At 70.7% G+C, this 17,530-nt stretch carries 17 protein-coding genes and 3 tRNA genes; 9 read left to right on the top strand and 11 right to left on the bottom strand.

Annotation, left to right across the window (positions count from 1 at the left end; translation table 11 throughout):
- The first annotated feature begins 29 nt into the window (after window positions 1-29).
- Both AC5YDA_RS09865 and AC5YDA_RS09860 read left to right on the top strand, forming a co-directional pair.
- Window positions 30-1,136 (top strand): carbohydrate ABC transporter permease, encoded by a 1,107-nt coding sequence (locus AC5YDA_RS09865; protein ID WP_496189201.1) that lies wholly within the window; start codon window positions 30-32, stop codon window positions 1,134-1,136.
- Between the two features lie 110 nt (window positions 1,137-1,246).
- Window positions 1,247-2,053, top strand: coding sequence for a carbohydrate ABC transporter permease (locus tag AC5YDA_RS09860; RefSeq protein WP_496189282.1), 807 nt, complete (start codon window positions 1,247-1,249; stop codon window positions 2,051-2,053).
- A 54-nt stretch (window positions 2,054-2,107) separates the two neighbouring features.
- On the opposite strand, the gene AC5YDA_RS09855 is transcribed toward AC5YDA_RS09860, so the two are convergent.
- From AC5YDA_RS09855 to orn, 10 genes are all read right to left on the bottom strand, one after another.
- Window positions 2,108-2,183, bottom strand: a tRNA-Lys gene (locus tag AC5YDA_RS09855).
- Between the two features lie 66 nt (window positions 2,184-2,249).
- A complete protein-coding gene (locus AC5YDA_RS09850) occupies window positions 2,250-2,999 on the bottom strand; it encodes a type 1 glutamine amidotransferase (RefSeq protein ID WP_496189200.1) in 750 nt (249 codons plus the stop codon).
- Window positions 2,996-4,162, bottom strand: coding sequence for a MurT ligase domain-containing protein (locus AC5YDA_RS09845; protein ID WP_496189281.1), 1,167 nt, complete (start codon window positions 4,160-4,162; stop codon window positions 2,996-2,998). The genes AC5YDA_RS09850 and AC5YDA_RS09845 overlap by 4 nt, the downstream gene beginning before the upstream one ends.
- A gap of 224 nt (window positions 4,163-4,386) precedes the next feature.
- Window positions 4,387-5,334 (bottom strand): ABC transporter substrate-binding protein, encoded by a 948-nt coding sequence (locus AC5YDA_RS09840; RefSeq protein WP_496189199.1) that lies wholly within the window; start codon window positions 5,332-5,334, stop codon window positions 4,387-4,389.
- Window positions 5,335-5,365: 31 nt separating this feature from the next.
- Complete coding sequence (locus tag AC5YDA_RS09835; protein ID WP_496189198.1) at window positions 5,366-6,028, bottom strand: ABC transporter permease; 663 nt, start codon at window positions 6,026-6,028, stop codon at window positions 5,366-5,368.
- Window positions 6,025-6,708: an ABC transporter permease gene (locus AC5YDA_RS09830; RefSeq protein WP_496189197.1), complete on the bottom strand. Its 684-nt coding sequence runs from the start codon at window positions 6,706-6,708 to the stop codon at window positions 6,025-6,027. Before AC5YDA_RS09830 ends, AC5YDA_RS09835 begins: the two co-directional genes overlap by 4 nt.
- Window positions 6,705-7,505: an ABC transporter ATP-binding protein gene (locus AC5YDA_RS09825; protein WP_496189196.1), complete on the bottom strand. Its 801-nt coding sequence runs from the start codon at window positions 7,503-7,505 to the stop codon at window positions 6,705-6,707. Before AC5YDA_RS09825 ends, AC5YDA_RS09830 begins: the two co-directional genes overlap by 4 nt.
- A 158-nt stretch (window positions 7,506-7,663) precedes the next feature.
- Window positions 7,664-8,038: an SPW repeat domain-containing protein gene (locus AC5YDA_RS09820; protein ID WP_496189195.1), complete on the bottom strand. Its 375-nt coding sequence runs from the start codon at window positions 8,036-8,038 to the stop codon at window positions 7,664-7,666.
- Between the two features lie 193 nt (window positions 8,039-8,231).
- Window positions 8,232-8,304 (bottom strand) — tRNA-His (locus AC5YDA_RS09815).
- Between the two features lie 24 nt (window positions 8,305-8,328).
- On the bottom strand, window positions 8,329-8,994 hold the full coding sequence (gene orn, locus AC5YDA_RS09810) for an oligoribonuclease (protein WP_496189194.1): 666 nt from the start codon (window positions 8,992-8,994) through the stop codon (window positions 8,329-8,331).
- A gap of 69 nt (window positions 8,995-9,063) precedes the next feature.
- On the opposite strand from orn, the gene ppk2 reads away from it, so the two are divergent.
- Window positions 9,064-9,999, top strand: a complete 936-nt coding sequence (gene ppk2, locus AC5YDA_RS09805) for a polyphosphate kinase 2 (protein ID WP_496189193.1) — start codon at window positions 9,064-9,066, stop codon at window positions 9,997-9,999.
- Here ppk2 and AC5YDA_RS09800 read toward each other — a convergent pair.
- Complete coding sequence (locus AC5YDA_RS09800) at window positions 9,968-11,179, bottom strand: MFS transporter (RefSeq protein ID WP_496189192.1); 1,212 nt, start codon at window positions 11,177-11,179, stop codon at window positions 9,968-9,970. The genes ppk2 and AC5YDA_RS09800 overlap by 32 nt on opposite strands.
- A 90-nt stretch (window positions 11,180-11,269) precedes the next feature.
- Here AC5YDA_RS09800 and AC5YDA_RS09795 point away from each other — a divergent pair, with 90 nt between their 5' ends.
- The 6 genes from AC5YDA_RS09795 to AC5YDA_RS09770 all read left to right on the top strand — a co-directional run bounded on the left by AC5YDA_RS09795 (window position 11,270) and on the right by AC5YDA_RS09770 (window position 17,529).
- Window positions 11,270-11,899, top strand: a complete 630-nt coding sequence (locus AC5YDA_RS09795; protein ID WP_496189191.1) for a thioredoxin-like domain-containing protein — start codon at window positions 11,270-11,272, stop codon at window positions 11,897-11,899.
- Window positions 11,896-12,534, top strand: coding sequence for a DUF305 domain-containing protein (locus tag AC5YDA_RS09790; RefSeq protein ID WP_496189190.1), 639 nt, complete (start codon window positions 11,896-11,898; stop codon window positions 12,532-12,534). The genes AC5YDA_RS09795 and AC5YDA_RS09790 overlap by 4 nt, the downstream gene beginning before the upstream one ends.
- Before the next feature lie 37 nt (window positions 12,535-12,571).
- A tRNA-Arg gene (locus AC5YDA_RS09785) sits at window positions 12,572-12,647 on the top strand.
- Between the two features lie 51 nt (window positions 12,648-12,698).
- Window positions 12,699-14,081 carry a PrsW family intramembrane metalloprotease gene (locus AC5YDA_RS09780; RefSeq protein ID WP_496189189.1) on the top strand — a complete coding sequence of 461 codons (1,383 nt, stop codon included), beginning with the start codon at window positions 12,699-12,701 and terminating at the stop codon, window positions 14,079-14,081.
- 6 nt (window positions 14,082-14,087) lie between these two features.
- Window positions 14,088-15,929 (top strand): GTPase domain-containing protein, encoded by a 1,842-nt coding sequence (locus AC5YDA_RS09775; RefSeq protein ID WP_496189188.1) that lies wholly within the window; start codon window positions 14,088-14,090, stop codon window positions 15,927-15,929.
- Window positions 15,919-17,529 (top strand): GTPase, encoded by a 1,611-nt coding sequence (locus tag AC5YDA_RS09770; protein WP_496189187.1) that lies wholly within the window; start codon window positions 15,919-15,921, stop codon window positions 17,527-17,529. The genes AC5YDA_RS09775 and AC5YDA_RS09770 overlap by 11 nt, the downstream gene beginning before the upstream one ends.
- Window position 17,530 lies beyond the last annotated feature (1 nt).

Raw genomic sequence — 17,530 nt, 5'->3', positions numbered from 1 at the left:
TTCGTGAACCGACCCAGGAGAGGCTGCCAATGACAGCACAGACCCAACTCGCGGGCCCGACGGTGCAGCAGTCGTCCCCGACGAAGCGCAAGAAGAACCCGCTCAGCGACGGCCAGGACGCACTCGGCGCCCTCCTCGTGTCGCCGACCCTGCTCGTCATCGCCGTGGTGGTGGGTTTCCCGATCCTGTTCTCCATCCGGGAGTCGTTCTTCCGGGCGAACCAGGGCGTGGACCCGAACACCGGTATGGTCGCCCAGGGCGAGACGTTCGTCGGGCTGCAGAACTTCACCGACATCTTCACCAACCCGCAGACGATCGTCGCGGTGTGGGGGAGCATGGATCGCCTGATCAACGCCTTCATCAACACCACGTTCTTCACCCTCGTGTGCGTGGTGGTGGAGACGGTGATCGGCGTGGCCATGGCCGTCATCATGAGCAAGGCGTTCAAGGGACGCGGGATCGTCCGCGCGGCGATCCTCGTGCCGTGGGCCATCCCGACCGTCGTCTCGGCCAAGATGTGGGGCCTGATCTTCGACGCCAACGGCGTCATGAACCGCGTCACCGGTCAGGGCACGCTCTGGTTGGCGGACAACGCGTCGTCCCAGTGGGCGGTGATCATCTCCGACGTCTGGAAGACCGCGCCCTTCATCGGCCTCCTGACGCTGGCCGGCCTGCAGACCATCCCGGAGGAGGTCTACGAGGCGGCCCGGGTGGACGGGGCGTCCGCCTGGCAGCAGTTCACCCGCATCACGCTGCCGATGGTCAAGCCGGCCCTCGTCGTCGCGGTGCTCTTCCGCACCCTCGACACGATGCGCATGTTCGACCTGCCGTTCGTCATGATCGGCCCCGGCAAGTACTCGGTGGAGACGCTGTCGATGTTCGCCTACTTCGAGAACAACGCCCTGCGCTACGGCCCGGCCGCGGCGTACTCGATCGTCCTGTTCCTGTACATCGTCGTGGTGGCCTTCCTCTTCGTGAAGCTGCTCGGCGCCGATGTGGTGGGGGATCCCGAGCAGGCCGCCATCGCCGAGAAGCGCAAGCGCCAGAAGGCAGCCGCCAAGCTCGCCAAGAAGGAAGGGCGGACGGTCCCGGCGCTGGCCGGCAGCACGATCACGAACGGAGATTCCGCGTCATGACCGCATCGTTGCAGAACCCGAGCCGCACCTCGGCCTCCGAGGTGCAGGAACTCGCCCGTGCCAAGCGCAGCACCAAGGACACCGTCGTTCTCATCGGTGGCCTCGTCGGCATGGGGTTCATCATCCTGTACTGCCTGCTGCCCTTCTACTGGATGGTCGTCTCCTCGTTGCGCCTGCCCAGCATGGGCCGCAGCACGGACTTCATCCCGAGCCCGGTTTCGGTGGAGAACTACGTCGGCGTCTTCGACCCGCGCAACCAGTTCACCGCCGCGATCATCAACTCGATCGTCGTCTCCTCGGTGACGACACTGCTGACGCTGGTGTTCGGCATCCTGGCCGCCTACGCGCTGGCCCGGCTCCGCTTCCGGTTGAAGGGCGTCGTGCTGGCGATCATCATCGCCTGTTCGATGTTCCCGGGTATCACGCTGCTGATCCCGCTGTTCAAGCTGTTCACCGGCGCCTACCCCGCCGTCCCGATCAACTGGATGAACACCTACCAGGCGCTCATCATCCCGTCGCTCTCGTTCGGCCTCCCGCTCTGCGTGTGGAACCTCACGGCGTTCTTCCGTCAGTTGCCCGTCGAGTTGGAGCAGGCGGCGATGGTGGACGGGTGCACGCCCGCCCAGGCGTTCCGCAAGGTGATCCTCCCGCTGGCTGCCCCGGGCGTCTTCACCACTGCGATCATCACGTTCATCGCGGTGTGGAACGAGTTCATGATCGCGAACACGTTCGTGACCCGGGCCGACATGTACACCACCACGGTCGCGGTGTCGAAGTTCACCGGGCAGTACGGCTATGACACCCCGTGGGGGACCATCATGGCCGCCGGCGTGATCATGACGATCCCGCTCATCGCGCTGGTGCTGTTCTTCCAGCGCCGTATCGTGGCCGGCCTCACCGCGGGCGGCGTCAAGTAACGATCCCAAACAAGCGAGGAGCCCGTCCCACAGATGTGGGACGGGCTCCTTGTTTGGTACACCGCCAGGGACTCGAACCCTGAACCCGCTGATTAAGAGTCAGCTGCTCTGCCAGTTGAGCTAGCGGTGCGCGCGAGGAATGACTATAGACCCATCCCGTCCCGATTGTGAAATCGGCGGTTGCCGTCCCGGGATGTCAGCGGCGGACGAACGCCATCCGTTCCTTCCGCAGGCCCTCGTGCTCGTCCCGGGCGCGGGCCAGCGGCTCGAGCGGACGCCCCAGTGCCAGCTCCAGCAACCAGTCGGCCAGCTCGGGGTTGCGGGCGAGGACCGGCCCGTGCGGGTAGGTGCCGATGACCCGCCGGGACGCCGACATCGCGCCCTCGGTGCCGTCCCCGTTGTTGCCGAGGCCGACCTCGACGCGGGCCAGGGGCGTGGCGTCCGGACCGAGCGTGGTGTAGCCACCGTGGTTCTCGAAGCCGGTCAGGACGTACTCGCCGCCGTCCGGCTTCGTCCAGCGGGTCAGGACCTCGCCCACGGCGCGCCTGGGGCCGCGACGGGTGGTGACGTCCAGCAGGCCGAGTCCCTCGCGGACCTCCTCGTTCTCGCCCGTCGTGAAGGTGTGCCCGCAGATCTGGTAGCCCGCGCACACGGCGAACAGGACGGCGCCGGCGTCCAGCGCCCGGAACAACCCGGCATCCGCCTTCAGTTCGCGCACCGCGGTGGTCTGGGCGGCGTCCTCGCCGCCACCCAGCAGGTAGATGGCGCCGTCGTCCGGGAGCGGGGTGCCGGGCTCGGCGAACACGACCTCGGCCGGGATGCCGCGCCACTGGAGGCGCTGGGCCAGCACGCGGCTGTTGCCCTGGTCGCCGTAGATGCCCAGCAGGGACTGGTAGACGACCACGATCTTCACGGGATCGGTCGCCTGGTCGAGGTGTTGGGTCATCGCAGGCCTGCCATCTTGAGGAGCTTCTGGAACGGGGTGTAGGTCGAGATGAGGTCGACCGGCTGTGGCTGGTCACGGACGGACGCCAGCGCCTCGGCGAGGTCGAGGACCACCTCGTGCGACACCTCGGCATAGGCGAGCCGGACGGCGAGGTCGTGGGCGCGCGGACCGGTGCACACGACGTGCTTGCCCACGAGTTGTTCGAAGTCCACGTCCCACAGCCATGAGAGGTCCTTGCCGTCAGCGGCCACGGCGTCGATCGCCAGGACGACGGTCGGCGTGGTCAGCAGGGGGAGGGACTCCGCCCATCCGGCCGGGTTCTTGCTCAGCATCAGGCGGGCGGAGGTGCCCCCGAAGTGGGCGGTCGCGAAGCGGCCCGCAGGGGCCTCGACCGTCCGGAATCCGACGAGCGCGTCCTCGACGGTGACGCCGAGTTCGACCGCGGCCGCGAGTGCGGCGGCGGCGTTGGAGACGTTGAACGAGCCGGGCACCCTGAGCTGGGGGTCGACGACGCGCCCGTCGGGCAGGGCGATGCGGCCGTCGCGCACCTGGTAGTCGGGGGCGTGTTCGGTGAGGTCGCAGCCCGGGCAGTCCCAGCGGCCCTGGGGCTCGTCGGGGTTCGGGTCCACACGGGTGAGGATCGTGCCGCAGGCGGGGCACAGGGCCGCGTCGCCGGACCACTTCGAGGGCGTGTCCACCCAGATCACGCGCCGGGCCTCCTGGACGGCCCAGGTGATGAGCGGATCGTCCGAGTTGGCCACGACCACAGGGCCGGCCTCGCCCGCCCTGGCCAGGGCCTCGCGCCAGGAGCGGGCCAAGAACTTGATCTCGTGGTTCCGGTCGAGCTGGTCGCGGCTGAAGTTCAGCATCACCAAGACCTCGGGGCGACCTGCCGCGATGAGGTCGGCGACCACACGCTCGTCGGTCTCCAGCACCGCCAGGTCGGCGTGTGGCGCCTGGGACAGGGCCGACGCGATGCCGTAGTGCAGGTTGGCGCCGTCCGCGTTCGTGACGAGCCGGCCCGCGTCGGCGCCCAACCCGGTGCGGATCGCCGCCGCGAGCAGGTGTGAGGTCGTGGTCTTGCCGTTGGTGCCGGTGACCGACGCGATACGGCGCCCCTGGACCAGCGACCCGAACGCGCCCGGATGCACCCGGGTGAGCACCTGCCCGCGGATCGAGGCCCCCGAGCCCTTGCCGAGCACGCGCGAGGCGAGGGCTGCGGCATCCCCCAGGGCGGTGGCGGCACCCAACCTGATCCGGTCGGACACGGGGCGTCGGACGGGCGCGGCTCGCCTGCTCAGGTCATTCGGCACCCGACCATTGTGCCGCACCGCCGGGGAATACCCCGTGCACCTCCGCGCCGCGCACGTCCGGTGGATCCTCCGCGTCAGGCCAGGCCCTGGGCGACCAGCCAGTCGGCGGCGATGTCGGCCGAGCGGGCCTGCTCGTCGATGCTGCGTGCGTTGAGGGCCTGGAGTTCGGTGACGGTCAGCTTGGCGTTCACGGCCTCGATGGCGGCGGCCGCCGCGGCGTCGACCTTGGCCGAGACGAGGGGGACGACGTTCTGCGGCAGGATCAGGCCCTCGGGATCCTCGAGGATGACGAACCCCTGCTTCGCGATGGTCGGGTCGGCGGTGTACAGGTCGGCGACCTGGACGGTGCCGTCGGACAGGGCGCGCGCGGTCAGTGGTCCGCCCGAGTCCTCCACGGGGACCAGCTGGATGTCCACCCCGTAGGTCTCCTTGGCGCCCGTGGGTCCGTAGGGACGTGTCGCGAACTCGGCGTTGGCGGCCAGCCTCACCGGCTGGGGCGCCTTGGTCAGGTCGCCGATCGAGGTGAGTCCGTACTGCTCGGCGAAGGCCTGGGTGACCGTGTAGGAGTCCTGGTCGGACGCCTCGGCGGCGGCCAGCACGCGGAGGCCCTTCGGCAGGACGCCCGCGAGAGCGCTGGTGACGCTGGCGGCGTCGGTCACCTCGGCGGTCTTGTCGTAGTACTGCAGCAGGTTGCCGGAGTACTCGGGCAGGACGTCGATCGTCGCCGCCTCGATCTCGGGCAGGTAGACCTCGCGCTGGCCGATCTGGAACTGCCGATCGACGGTGAAGCCCGCGTTCTCGAGGGCTTGGGCGTAGAGCTCGGCGATGATCTCGTTGGAGTAGTACTGCTGCGACCCCACGACGAGCGTGGCCCTGGCGGCCGGCGCGGACGCCCCGGCGGTGCCCGGCGCGGCGGTCGGGGCCGCGCCACCCAGCGGGTTGGAGCGGGCGCAGCCGACCAGGGTGCCGGCTCCGGCGAGGGCGATGAGTGCGCCGAGGCGGCGGCGGGAGATGGCGGTCATGGTGCTTCCTTTCGTGGGAACGGGACGGGGGTCAGGGTCGCAGGCCCGTGGGCGTGGCGAGACGTTGCAGGAGGGCGAACAGGAGGTCGCAGGCGAGGGCCAGCGCCACGACGAGCAGCGACGCCGCGAGCATCTGGGGGTAGTCCTGGGTCTTGAGGCCGAGGAACAGGTAGCGGCCGAGCCCGCCGGCCCCGACATAGGCCGCCAGCGTGGCGGTGGCGATGACCTGCAGGAAGGCCGAGCGGACGCCGCCCACCAGCAGGGGCAGGCCGAGCGGGATCTCGACGCGGGTGAGCACCTGCAGGCCGGTCATGCCGGACGCCCGCGCGCCGTCCACCGCCAGCGGGTCGACAGCCTCGAGGCCGGAGTACGCGCCGGCCAGCACCGAGGGCAGGGCGAGGACGACGAACGCGACCATGGGCCCGACCAGCCCGATGCCGAGCAGGACGCCCAGGAGCGTGACCAGGCCGAGTGTCGGCAGGGCCCGGGCGGCACCCGAGAGCCCGACGGCCAGGCCCCGGCCACGCCGGGTGTGGCCCACCCACCAGCCGACGGGAAGGCCGATCAGGCAGGCGATGAGGACGCCGACGACCGAGTAGCCGAGGTGTTCCACCAGCCGGGTGGCGATGCCGTCGTGCCCCGGCCAGCGGGCGGGGTCGGCGATCCAGGCGATGGCGTCCAGCAGGTGGTTCATGCGCCGGCCCCCTTCGGCGCCGGCATCGACGGGAACCGGGAGGCCTCGCCCCGGCGGGTCCAGGGCAGCAGGACACCGCCGGCCAGCACCAGCAGCGCATCGATCGCCAGCGCCAGCACGACGGTCGCGATGATGCCGGTCAGCACCGACGCGATGATGCCGCGCTGGAACCCGTCGGTGAACAACAGGCCCAGGCTCGGGACGCCGAGGACGGCACCCACGGTCACCAGCGACACCGTGCTCACGGCCACCACGCGCAGGCCCGCCAGCAGGGCCGGCCCGGCGAGTGGCAGGTCGACGCCCAGGAAACGCCGCAGCGGGGTGTGTCCCACGGCGTCCGCCGCGTCCAGGACGCGAGCGTCGACCTGGCGCAGCGCGTCCGCCGTGACCGGCACCATGAGGGCGAGGCCGTACAGCGTGAGCGCGACGGTGATGTTGAGCGGATCCCGGATCCCGGTGCCGATGATGACCGGCAGCACCACGAACAGGGGCAGGGAGGGGACGGCGTAGAACAGGCCCGCCCCGGTGAGCAGGGGGCCGCGCAGCCAACCGACCCGGTTGGCCAGCCAGCCGATGGGGACGGCCAGGAGGAAGCTCACGAGGATGGGGGGGATCGCCAGGGCGAGGTGGCTGAGGGCGCGGTCGAGTACGACGTCGAGGTTGGTGGCGAGCCAGTTCATCGGCGCAGGACCCCGGCGGCGCGGCCGTGCATGTCGACCAGGACCCCGTGGTGTTCGGTGAGGTCGCGGTCGCCCCGGTTCAGGCCCAAGAAGTCGGAGACGAAGCCATCGGCCGGCCGGGCGAGGAGTTCGGGGCCGGTGCCGCGCTGGGCGACCCTCCCGTGCTGGGCGAGCAGGATGATCTGGTCACCCAGGCGCAGGGCCTCGTCCACGTCGTGGGTGACGAACACGATCGTCTTGCCCAGCGTCGACTGGATGCGGAGCAGTTCGTCCTGCAGTTCGCGGCGGACCAGTGGGTCCACGGCGCCGAACGGCTCGTCCATCAGCAGGATGTTCGGATCGGCCGCGAGCCCCCGGGCGACGCCGACGCGCTGCTGCTGGCCACCCGAGAGCTGGCTGGGGTAGCGGCGTCCGAGATGCTCCTCCAGGCCGACCAGCGCCATGAGCTCTCGGGCGCGCGCATGGGCGTCCCGCTTGGGGGCACCGTTCAGCAGGGGCACCGTGGCGATGTTGTCCAGCACGCTGCGGTGGGGGAGCAGGCCGCCGTTCTGCATGACGTACCCGATGCTGCGGCGCAGGTGGACGGGGTCGCGCCCGGCGATGTCCTCGCCGTCGATCGTGATCGTGCCGGACGTCGGCTCGACCATCCGGTTCACCATGCGCAGGATCGTGGTCTTGCCGCTGCCCGAACTGCCCAGCAGGACGGTCGTGCGGTGCGGGGGGAACTGCGCGGAGAAGTCCGCCACGGCGACGGTGCCGTCGGGGTAGGTCTTGGTCACTCCGTGCAGTTCGATCATGCGGAGGGATGCCTTCCTGGGCGGTGAGGCGCACCGTGGTGCGAACCACGTCGAGCACTCACCCTACCCGCCGCCCCACCGACGGTCCGCCCCTCGTCCCCGTGAGCCGACGAGGGGCCGCGACACGAGGTCGCGGCCCCTCGACGGACGGCCCGAGCTCAGTGCTGGGGCTGCATGCGGTGGTGATGGGCGTTCATGGCCGGCCGGATGGCGGCAGCCGTCACCGTGGTGGCGACCAGACCGGCGACCCATGAGGTCCAGGCCGCGGAGGTGGCGGACATCGACGCGCTGGCGTACGACCCCATCCACGGCGACAGGAACAACAACAGACCCACGGCCAGTTGGCCATACTCGAGCCACGGAGTGCCCGGCATGGACAGGTTGATGACGGCGGTGATGACCAGCAGGGCACCGAAGACCAGCATCAGCACCCGGGACGCCCCCATCGCGGGCGTCCAGATCAGAGCTGCGAGGACCGCGAACAGGCCAGCCGCGCCAGCGACGTAGTCCTCCCAACGCGTCCACTTCTTCATGCGGATCGCTTCCCTCCACACTCAATCCTCGGTCCGTCCGGGGACCCGGTCAGGGACGGTGGTCGGCGCCCGCGCGCCGACGAATCGGCGCCGCTCCTGGCACTGACCATTTTACGCCCGCGGTGCGGATTGGTCGTCGCCACCCGCGCACCAAAAAACCCGCCCTGACCTGGTCAGGGCGGGTTTCCGCCGGGGTGAGTAACGGGACTCGAACCCGCGACATCCTGGACCACAACCAGGTGCTCTACCAGCTGAGCTATACCCACCATCGCTGCGAACAGCGAAGGACATCATAACCCGTCGGTGCTCGCCGCGCGAATCGGCGTGGTCTCGGGCGCCTGCGGGTGCCGGTTGCCTGTGAGTGAACCCTGGTGCCGACGGGCGATCTCGCGCAGATCGGCGGCGGCGGGGCCGGGGGAGGGCACGAACACGGCCTCGCGGTAGTAGCGCAGTTCCTCGATGGACTCCTGGATGTCGGCCAGGGCCCGGTGGTTGCCCGACTTGCCGGGTGAATTGAAGTACGCCTTGGAGAACCAGCGCCGCGACAACTCCTTGATGGTGCTGACGTCGACGTTGCGGTAGTGCAGGTGGCCCTCGAGTTCGGGCATGTCGCGGGCCAGGAATGCCCGGTCGGTGCCGACGGTGTTGCCGGCCAGCGGGGCCTTGCGGGGCTCGGGGACCCACGCGCGGATGTAGGCCAGGACCTGGGCCTCGGCGTCCGCCAGGGTGGTGCCCGTGGCGAGTTGCTCCAACAGCCCCGAGTTGGTGTGCATGGTGCGGACGTAGTCGCCCATCGAGTCCAGTGCGGCCGCCGGGGGAGCGATGACGATGTCCACGCCCTCACCGAGGACGTTGAGGTCCCCGTCCGTCACGAGGGCGGCCACCTCGATGAGGGCGTCGGTGCCCAGGTCGAGGCCCGTCATCTCGCAGTCGATCCACACAAGTCGGTCATTCACGGGTCCAACTGTAGGGCGCGCGAGTCGATAGGCTGGACGCGTTCCCGCCGCCGTGCCACCAGGAGAGCCATGGACCCCAGCAACCTCCAGGACATCCTCGACGAGGCCCCGGCGCAGCGTGAGAACCTGCGCCAGTTCATCGACAAGCTCGTCAACGAGGGCTACACGGTGGGGGACGTCGAGGGGCCGGACCCGGCGCTGATCGACCCGGGCGGTCGGGCGGTCGAGACGTGGCGTGAGGACTACCCCTACGACGAGTTGATGACGCGGGAGGCGTACGAGGCCGAGAAGTACCTGCTCCAGGTCGAACTCCTCAAGCTCCAGTACTGGAGCCAGGACAACGACGTCCGGCACATCATCCTGTTCGAGGGGCGTGACGCCGCCGGCAAGGGTGGCACGATCAAGCGGTTCACCGAACACCTCAACCCGCGCGCCGCGCGCGTGGTCGCCTTGACCAAGCCGACCACGACCGAGCAGGGCCAGTGGTACTTCCAGCGCTACATCAACCACTTCCCGACCTACGGCGAGATCGTCATGTTCGACCGCTCCTGGTACAACCGGGCCGGCGTCGAGCGCGTCATGGGATTCGTCAGCGACGAGCTGTACGAGATCTTCATGAGGCAGGCGCCCGAGTTCGAGCGCATGATCATCGACGCGGGCATCCACCTGACGAAGTTCTGGTTCTCCGTCACGCAGCGTGAGCAGCGGACGCGGTTCGCCATCCGCCAGATCGACCCGGTCCGTCGCTGGAAGCTCTCGCCCATGGACCTGGAGTCCCTCGACCGCTGGGAGGACTACACGGCGGCGAAGGAAGCCATGTTCGAGCGCACGGACACCGACTGGGCGCCCTGGCTCACCATCCGGTCCAACGACAAGAAGCGCGCTCGCCTCAACGCCATGCGGGCCTTCCTGGCCCAGTTCGACTACGAGGGTCGCGACGACTCCGTCGTCCAGGAACCCGACCCGCTGATCGTCAAGCGCGGGCGGGACGCCGTCGGCGACTGACCCCGTCCTGTGGCTTGGCCCAGTGCCACAGCCACGCACCTCCGGCGAAGCCGATCGCGGCCACGACCCATGCCGCCACCGACAGGGAAGCCACCGCGGTGAGCGCGCTGATCACCAAGGGGCCCGCGGCTTGGCCGATGCCCGTGGTGAGTCGCCAGCCGGCGAGGAAGTGGGTCCGGCCGACATCGGGGGAGTGGTCAGACCCCAGCGTCAGCACGACGCCCGAGCTGATGCCGTTGCCGAGCCCCAGCCCCACCGCCACCGCGGTCAGGCCGAGCCCGGTCGCCGTGAGCGGCAACAGGCTGAAGCAGACCGACATGGCGACCATCGAGGGAACGGCGACGGCGCGGCGTCCGAGGCGGTCCATCATCGAGCCGCCGACGTAGAACAACGTGAGGTCGATCGCTGAGGAGGCCGCGAAGATCAGGCTGGTCTGCGCCGCGTTCAGGCCGATGGACGCCGCCCACAGCGGCAGGAGGGCGTCACGCGAGGCCCGCACCAGCATGAGGGCGGCGGCGCCCATGCCGACGGTGAGGAAGGTGCGTGCGTGCGCGCGCAGGACGGACGCCATCCCCGCGGGTTCGGCGGGGGAGGTCGCCCCGTGCTCCGGCAGGTCCGGCAGGAGCAGGCTGGCGGCTGCGGCCGCCAGGGACGTGGCGATGGCCAGCCAGTAGGCGGCCCGGAGGTCGAACGCCGTCACGACGGCGGCACCGGCCAGGGGGCCGAGCAGGTTGCCCACCCGGAAGACCCCGCCGAGCGTCGACAGGGCCCGGGCGCGGAGGCGATAGGGGATGAAGACGGTGAGGAACGATTGCCGGGCGATCATGAGCACCGCGCCGGACAGGCCGAGGACGAACACCGCCCCGGCCAGGACCCACACGTGGGGCGCGAGTGCGGCGGTGAGCATGCACAGGGCGTCGAGCAGCAGCGACCCGACCAGCGACCGGCGTTCGCCGAACCGCTGGGCCACCATGCCGGCGGGCAGCGCACCGAGCAGGCTGCCCAGGCCGAGCAGCGCCACCACCAGCGCGGCCTGGGGCACGGTGGCACCGAGGTCGTGGGCCGTCAGGGCGAGCAGCGGGACGACGGCGCCGAAGCCGACGAACGACAAGGTGGTGGGCAGGTAGACCGACAGGGCGAGCGTGCGCCACTGGCCACGGCTGAGACGGTCCTGCTCCACGGGAGGTGAACCTACTCCTTGGTGGTCTCGCACAGGTTCACCGGCTAGTCTGGACGAGATCGTTGAAACAGCAACCAATGGAGCAACGCAATGGCCAGGAGCAAGAAGGCGGCGCATGACCGCGCCGCTCGCGTGCAGGCGATGCAGGCCGAGCAGGCTCGCAAGGAGAGGCGCTGGCGCGTCGGCATAGCCCTGGCGGCGGCAGTCCCCGTGCTGGCGCTGCTGGCGGCCGTCCTCCTGCCGTTCCTGCTCGGTGCGCGCAGCGTCGACCCGAGCGCGCCGATCGAGGGCGTCCAGACGTACGAGGGGCTGTCCGCCAATCACGTGGCGACCCCGGTTCAGTACGCGCAGACCCCGCCCGTGGGCGGTGACCACGCCGGCTACTGGCAGAACTGTGGCATCTACACCGAGCCCATCCAGCCGATCGAGCCCGCGGTCCACTCACTGGAGCACGGCGCAGTGTGGATCACCTACGACCCGGCGCTGCCGGCCGACCAGGTCGCGAAGCTGCAAGGGCTCGTGCGTGGCAAGCCCTACGCGATGTTGAGCCCGATGCCCGGCCTGCCCTCGCCGGTCGTCGCCAGCGCGTGGGGACTCCAGTACCAGGCGCAGGACTCCTCGGACGCCCAGCTGTCCGCCTTCCTGACCCGGTACATGCAGGGCCCGCAGACGCCCGAGCGTGGCGCTGCCTGCTTCGGTGGCGTGGGGACCCCCTCGTGAGCGCGAGCGGGGCGCCACGCCCGACCAGGCGCGTCGGGGCGACCGTCGCCCTCACGATCGGGGTGGTCGCCCTCGCCCTGGCTGCATTCCTGTTCGGCCGCCTCAGTGTCGGCCCCGAGGCCGAACGTCCCAATCATTTCGATGTCGGCTTCGCGCGGGACATGGCCGTCCACCACCAGCAGGCCGTCCTGATGGCGACCCTGGTCGGGGACCGGGCCACCGACCCCGAGCTGAGGAAGATCGCGTTGGACATGGTCCTCACCCAGCAGAACCAGGCCGGACAGATGCAGGGCTGGCTCGCGCTGTGGGGGGAGCCGTTCTCTTCCGAGGAGCCGCCGATGCGCTGGATGGGCGGCGAGCACGCGGGTCATGGCGCCGACGAGCCGATGACCGGGTTGGCCTCTCAGGCCGACCTGAACGCGCTGGAGGCGTCGACCGGTGTCGAGGCCGAGCGCCGGTTCCTGACGCTGATGATCCCGCACCACGAGGGTGGCGTCCTGATGGCCGACGCAGCGCTGCAGGGGGCCTCGGTCCCAGCCGTCCGCGACCTCGCGCAGTCCATCGCGAACGCGCAGACGGTCGAACTCGCGACGCTGAAGAAGTTCCTGGACGCGCGCGGTGGTGCGCTGCGGTGAGCCGACGGGCGCGTCTGCCCGTAGAATCGTCGGAGTGGCCCCCGTAGCTCAGGGGATAGAGCAGCGGCCTTCTAATCCGTCGTGCGCAGGTTCGATTCCTGCCGGGGGCGCCATGTGGATCCGGTCCTCCTGCTCCTCGGGGCGGCGCGACTACCCTTGAGCGCATGAGTCTCGACCACCTCGCCCTGCGCGAACGCCGCGCCAACGGTCTCCCGGTCGAGAACGACGGACCCCGGCAGCACTGGGCCAGGCGCATCCTCACCAGCCCGTGGACGTGGCTGGTGCTCGGCATGACGCTCATCTACGCGACCGGCCTGGCGTGGATGTATCAGACGTCCATCCAGCAGACCACGGTCGAGGGCGGCGTCATCCCGGGCCTCAACGCGTCCGCGATCCGGCGCTCGGCCCACCTCGCCCTCCCGACGCTCGTCGCGTGGGTCGTGGTCTTCCTGGCGGTCGACCGCTTCCGCCCCCTGCGTCCGGCCCTGTGGTGGCTCGCTCTGGGCTGGGGTGGGAGCGTGGCCACGTCCCTGTCCATGGTGGTCAACACCTGGGCCGGGCAGGAGATGGCCATCGTCGGCAACGGGGACCCGGCCACCGGCGCGCGGACGGCGGTGTTCGTCGCCCCGTTCGTCGAGGAGGCCACGAAGGCCACGATCCTCTTCCTGATCGCGATGGCGCTGCGCCACCGGTTGGTCACACGCCTCCAGGGGGTGGCGCTGGCGGGGCTGTCGGGCGCCGGCTTCGCCTTCACCGAGAACATCCTGTACTACAGCCGCGCGATCGTGTACTCGTCGGCGACCATCGAGGCCGGTGACCCGGAGGCGGCTCTGGCCGAGATCGTGCTGTTGCGCGGGCTGAAGACCGCCTTCGGCCACCCGCTGTTCACCGTGTTGGCCGGCATCGCCCTCGTCATCGGCCTGCGGTCGGCGAGCAAGACCGTCCGGATCCTCGCCCCGGTGGCCGGCTACCTGGTCGCTGCGCTGGCCCACATGGTCTTCAACTTCCTGGCCAGCACCGGTATGGACGCCAACTGGATGGCGATCATCGGCTGGCTGGTCACCCTGAGCGTCGCGTTCCAGATCGTGCGCCAGGTCCTCCTGGAGGGTCACCGGCACCGTGACCGCCTGCACGACTACGCATCGATGGGCTGGCTCCCGCCGGAGGCGCCGGCTGCCTTCAGCCGCCAGCGGACGCGCTGGCACAGCCTGTTCAACGCGATCAGTTACGGGTGGCGTGCCTGGCTGGCCACCCTGGGCCTCCAGCGGACGATGAGTGAACTGGTCCACGTGCGCGATTCCCTCGTGCGGGGGCTCGTCGACTCCGCTGGGCACGGCCGGGAACGGGAACTGCTCCAGCGCGCGCACGGCCTCTGGCCGGTCGCGATCACCGACCCGAAGGTCCAGAGGTTCCAGCTGCCGCGCCTCCCCGATCCGCTCCGGCGGTTCAGGCGCCGGAGCAACATGCCTGCGACAACGGGTTCGGTACCGCTAGGCTCGCCGCATCACTCACCGGTCGATCCACGGTGGGCACCACCGAGAGGATAGGTGAGGATGAGCACAGCGGCACTGGTCGAGTCGTTGACCGGCCTGCGCGACGCCCTGGGGTCGGTGCGTCTCCCGCTGGGCCTCCCCGGCAGTGCGGCCGCGGGCAGGAGTGCCCGTGACATGGTCACCCAGCTGGACGATTACATCCTGCCCCGTCTGGCCGCGCTCGAGGCGCCGCTGCTCACCGTCATCGGCGGGTCGACCGGTGCCGGCAAGTCGACGCTGGTCAATTCGCTCGTCGGTCGCGTGGTCTCACGCCCGGGTGTCATCCGCCCCACCACGAAGAGCCCCGTGCTGGTCCACCACCCCGACGACCTCGAGTTCTTCCAGTCCGACCGGATCCTGCCGGGGCTCGGGCGCTCCTTCGACCAGTCCCACGACACCGCCACGCTCCGGCTCGTCGCCGAACCCTCCCTGCCGCCCGGGCTCGCCCTGCTGGACGCGCCCGACATCGACTCGGTGGTGGCCGAGAACAGGGCCTTGGCGGCGCAATTGCTGGCCGCGGCCGACCTGTGGCTGTTCGTGACCTCGGCCGCCCGCTACGCGGATGCCGTGCCGTGGGAGTACCTGCGCGCGGCGGCCGACCGCGCCGCGGCGGTGGCGGTGGTCCTCGACCGCGTGCCGCCGGCGGCGATGGCGGAGGTGCCCTCGCACCTGGGCCGCCTGATGACCGAGCGGGGGCTCGCCCGGTCGCCGCTGTTCGCGGTTCCGGAGACCACCGTCGATGCCGAGGGCCTCCTGCCGGACGCCGCGGTCTCGCCGATCCGCACCTGGCTCGCGACGCTGGCGTCCGACCAGGCCAGCCGGCAGGCGGTCGTCCTGCAGACCCTCGACGGTGCCATCGGGTCGTTGGTCACGCGTTCACCGGACGTGGCCACCGCCGTCGATGGGCAGGTGGAGGCGCTGGCGCAACTGCGCAGCGACGCCGAGAAGAGCTATGCCGAGGCAGTCAGGACGGTCGGGGTCCAGACCGCCGACGGCACCCTGCTCCGCGGTGAGGTGCTCGCCCGCTGGCAGGACTTCGTCGGCACCGGGGAGTTCATGCGTGCGGTGGAGCAGAGGATCGGCCGGCTGCGCGACAGGCTCGTGGCCGCGATCAAGGGCGAGCCGCCGCACGCCACCGAGGTCAAGCTGGCCGTCGAGTCGGGCCTGGAGGCGCTCGTCCGCGAGGAGGGTGACGCGGCAGCCGAGCGCGCCGAGGCGGCTTGGGCCGCCAACGCGGCGGGACGCCAGGTGCTCTCCGCCTCGCGAACGGACCTGTCCCACAGCTCGCCCGAGTTCCGCGCCGCGGTGTCGCGTGCGATCCGCGACTGGCAGGGCGACGTCCTGGACATCGTCTCCGAGGTCGGGGCGTCCAAGCGCAACACCGCCCGGTACCTCGCCCTGGGGGTCAACGGGCTGGGCGTCGCGCTGATGGTCGTGGTGTTCAGCCAGACCGGGGGCATCACCGGCGCTGAGGTCGGTGTGGCCGGCGGCACCGCGCTGCTGGCCCAGCGGCTGCTGGAGGCCGTCTTCGGGGAGGACGCCGTGCGCCGCCTCGCCAAGCAGGCCAAACAGCGCCTCGACGAGCGGATCGAGGCACTCATGGGCGAGGAACTCAACCGCTACCTGAGGGCGTTGGCCGACACCGGGGTGGACGGTGCGACCGCGGACGCCGTACGGGAGGCCACCGCGGCCCTGGCGGACCGACGCGGAGGGGATGCCGTCCTGGGCAGTGTCGGGCGTGCCGAACTCGACCCCGGTCGTCGCCTGCCACCGGCGGGTGAGCAACCGGCCCTCAGCGGCGTGGTCCTCGACCCTCGTGACGAGACCGAGGGCTTCCGGGTGGAGGTGCGTGATGGCCCGTAGGCGCAGGGGTCCCAGCATCGCCGTCCGTCTGCAGGCGCTCGACGAGGCCATCGACCTCGCTCGTGGCCGGGCGTCCGACGAGGTTGTCGCCGCGGCCGACACCCTGGTCGAGCGGGCCGGCCATCGTCTCTCCATCGCGGGCGAGCAAACCGTCGTCGCTCTGGCCGGGGCCACCGGCTCGGGGAAGTCGTCGACCTTCAACGCCATCTCGGGCACGCAGTTGGCCACGACGGGCGTGACCCGTCCCACCACGAGCGAGGCCATGGCGGTCTCGTGGGGGACCGAGCAGCCCACCGAACTCCTCGACTGGCTCGACGTCCGACGCCGCCACCTGGTGGCTGCGGGGGAGGACTCCCCGCTGCGTGACCTCGTCCTGCTCGACCTGCCCGACCACGACTCCACCGAGGTCGGCCACCGCCTCACGGTGGACCGGCTCGTCGAACTGGTGGACATGCTCGTGTGGGTCGTCGACCCGCAGAAGTACGCCGACGGGGCCCTCCACGACGGGTACCTGAAGCCGCTGGCCGACCACGCCGAGGTGATGGTCGTGGTCCTCAACCAGGCCGACCGGCTCAGCGAGTCAGGACGCCGGGACGCCTTGGCCGACCTGCGTCGCCTGCTGGACTCCGAGGGGCTCGGGCACACCCGGGTGCTGGCGATGTCGGCCCTCACGGGCGAGGGCGTCGCGGAACTGCGAGCCCTGCTCGAGGAGGTCGCGCGGGCCAAGGCCATGAAGATCCAGCGTTTCTCGGCCGACGTCACGCGCCAGGCCGAGCTGATGGCGACCGAGCTGGGGACCCATCCGATCCCGCGCCTCACGGCCGGCGTCGTGGATCGGCTCAACGAGACCATGGCGGAGGCTGCGGCCGTCCCGGTGGTCACCGAGGGCGTCCTCAGGGCGTGGCGGCACCGTGGCACGATCGCCACGGGCTGGCCCATGGTCAGTTGGGTCAAGCGCTTCAAGCCGGACCCCCTCCGCAGGCTCCGGATCGGGCTGTCGCCGAAGGAACTCGGCCCGACCGATGTGAGCCGCACGTCGCTTCCCCAGGCCACCTCCGTGCAACGGGCCCGGCTGGACGCCTCGCTGCGGGGCCTGTTGGACACCGCGACCGAGGGGGTGCCGCGCGGCTGGGCGGACCGGATCAAGTCCGTCGTCCGCGGAAACCAGAAGCTGCTGGCCGACCGCCTCGACCGGGCCATCGGCTCGACCGACCTGCGCATGGACCGGGGGCACGGGTGGTGGGTGGTGGTGACGATCCTGCAGTGGATCCTCTTCCTGGCACTCATCGGCGGCGCGGTCTGGTTGGCGCTGCCGCTGGTGCTCGCCCTGCTCCAGATGCCCGTCGACCTGCCGGTCGTCACGTGGCAGGGCTGGCCGGTCCAGACGTTGCTGGTCGCCGGGGGCGTCGTGGGTGGCGTGGCGTTGGCCCTGCTGAGCAGGGTGTTCGTCGAGGCGGGGGCACGGGTCAAGGCGCGGCAGGCGCGCAAGGCCCTGACGGACGCCGTCGCGGAGGTCACCGCGGTGGAGGTCGTCGAGCCGATGCGGGCCGAGCTCGATCGGCTGGCAGCGGCCCGCGACGCGGCGCGGCGGGCTGCCTGAG

It is taken from the genome of Propioniciclava sp. LT294 (genome assembly GCF_059516005.1).
The sequence above is the reverse complement of the archived record's forward strand: the minus strand, read 5'-3'. Positions and strand labels throughout refer to the sequence as shown.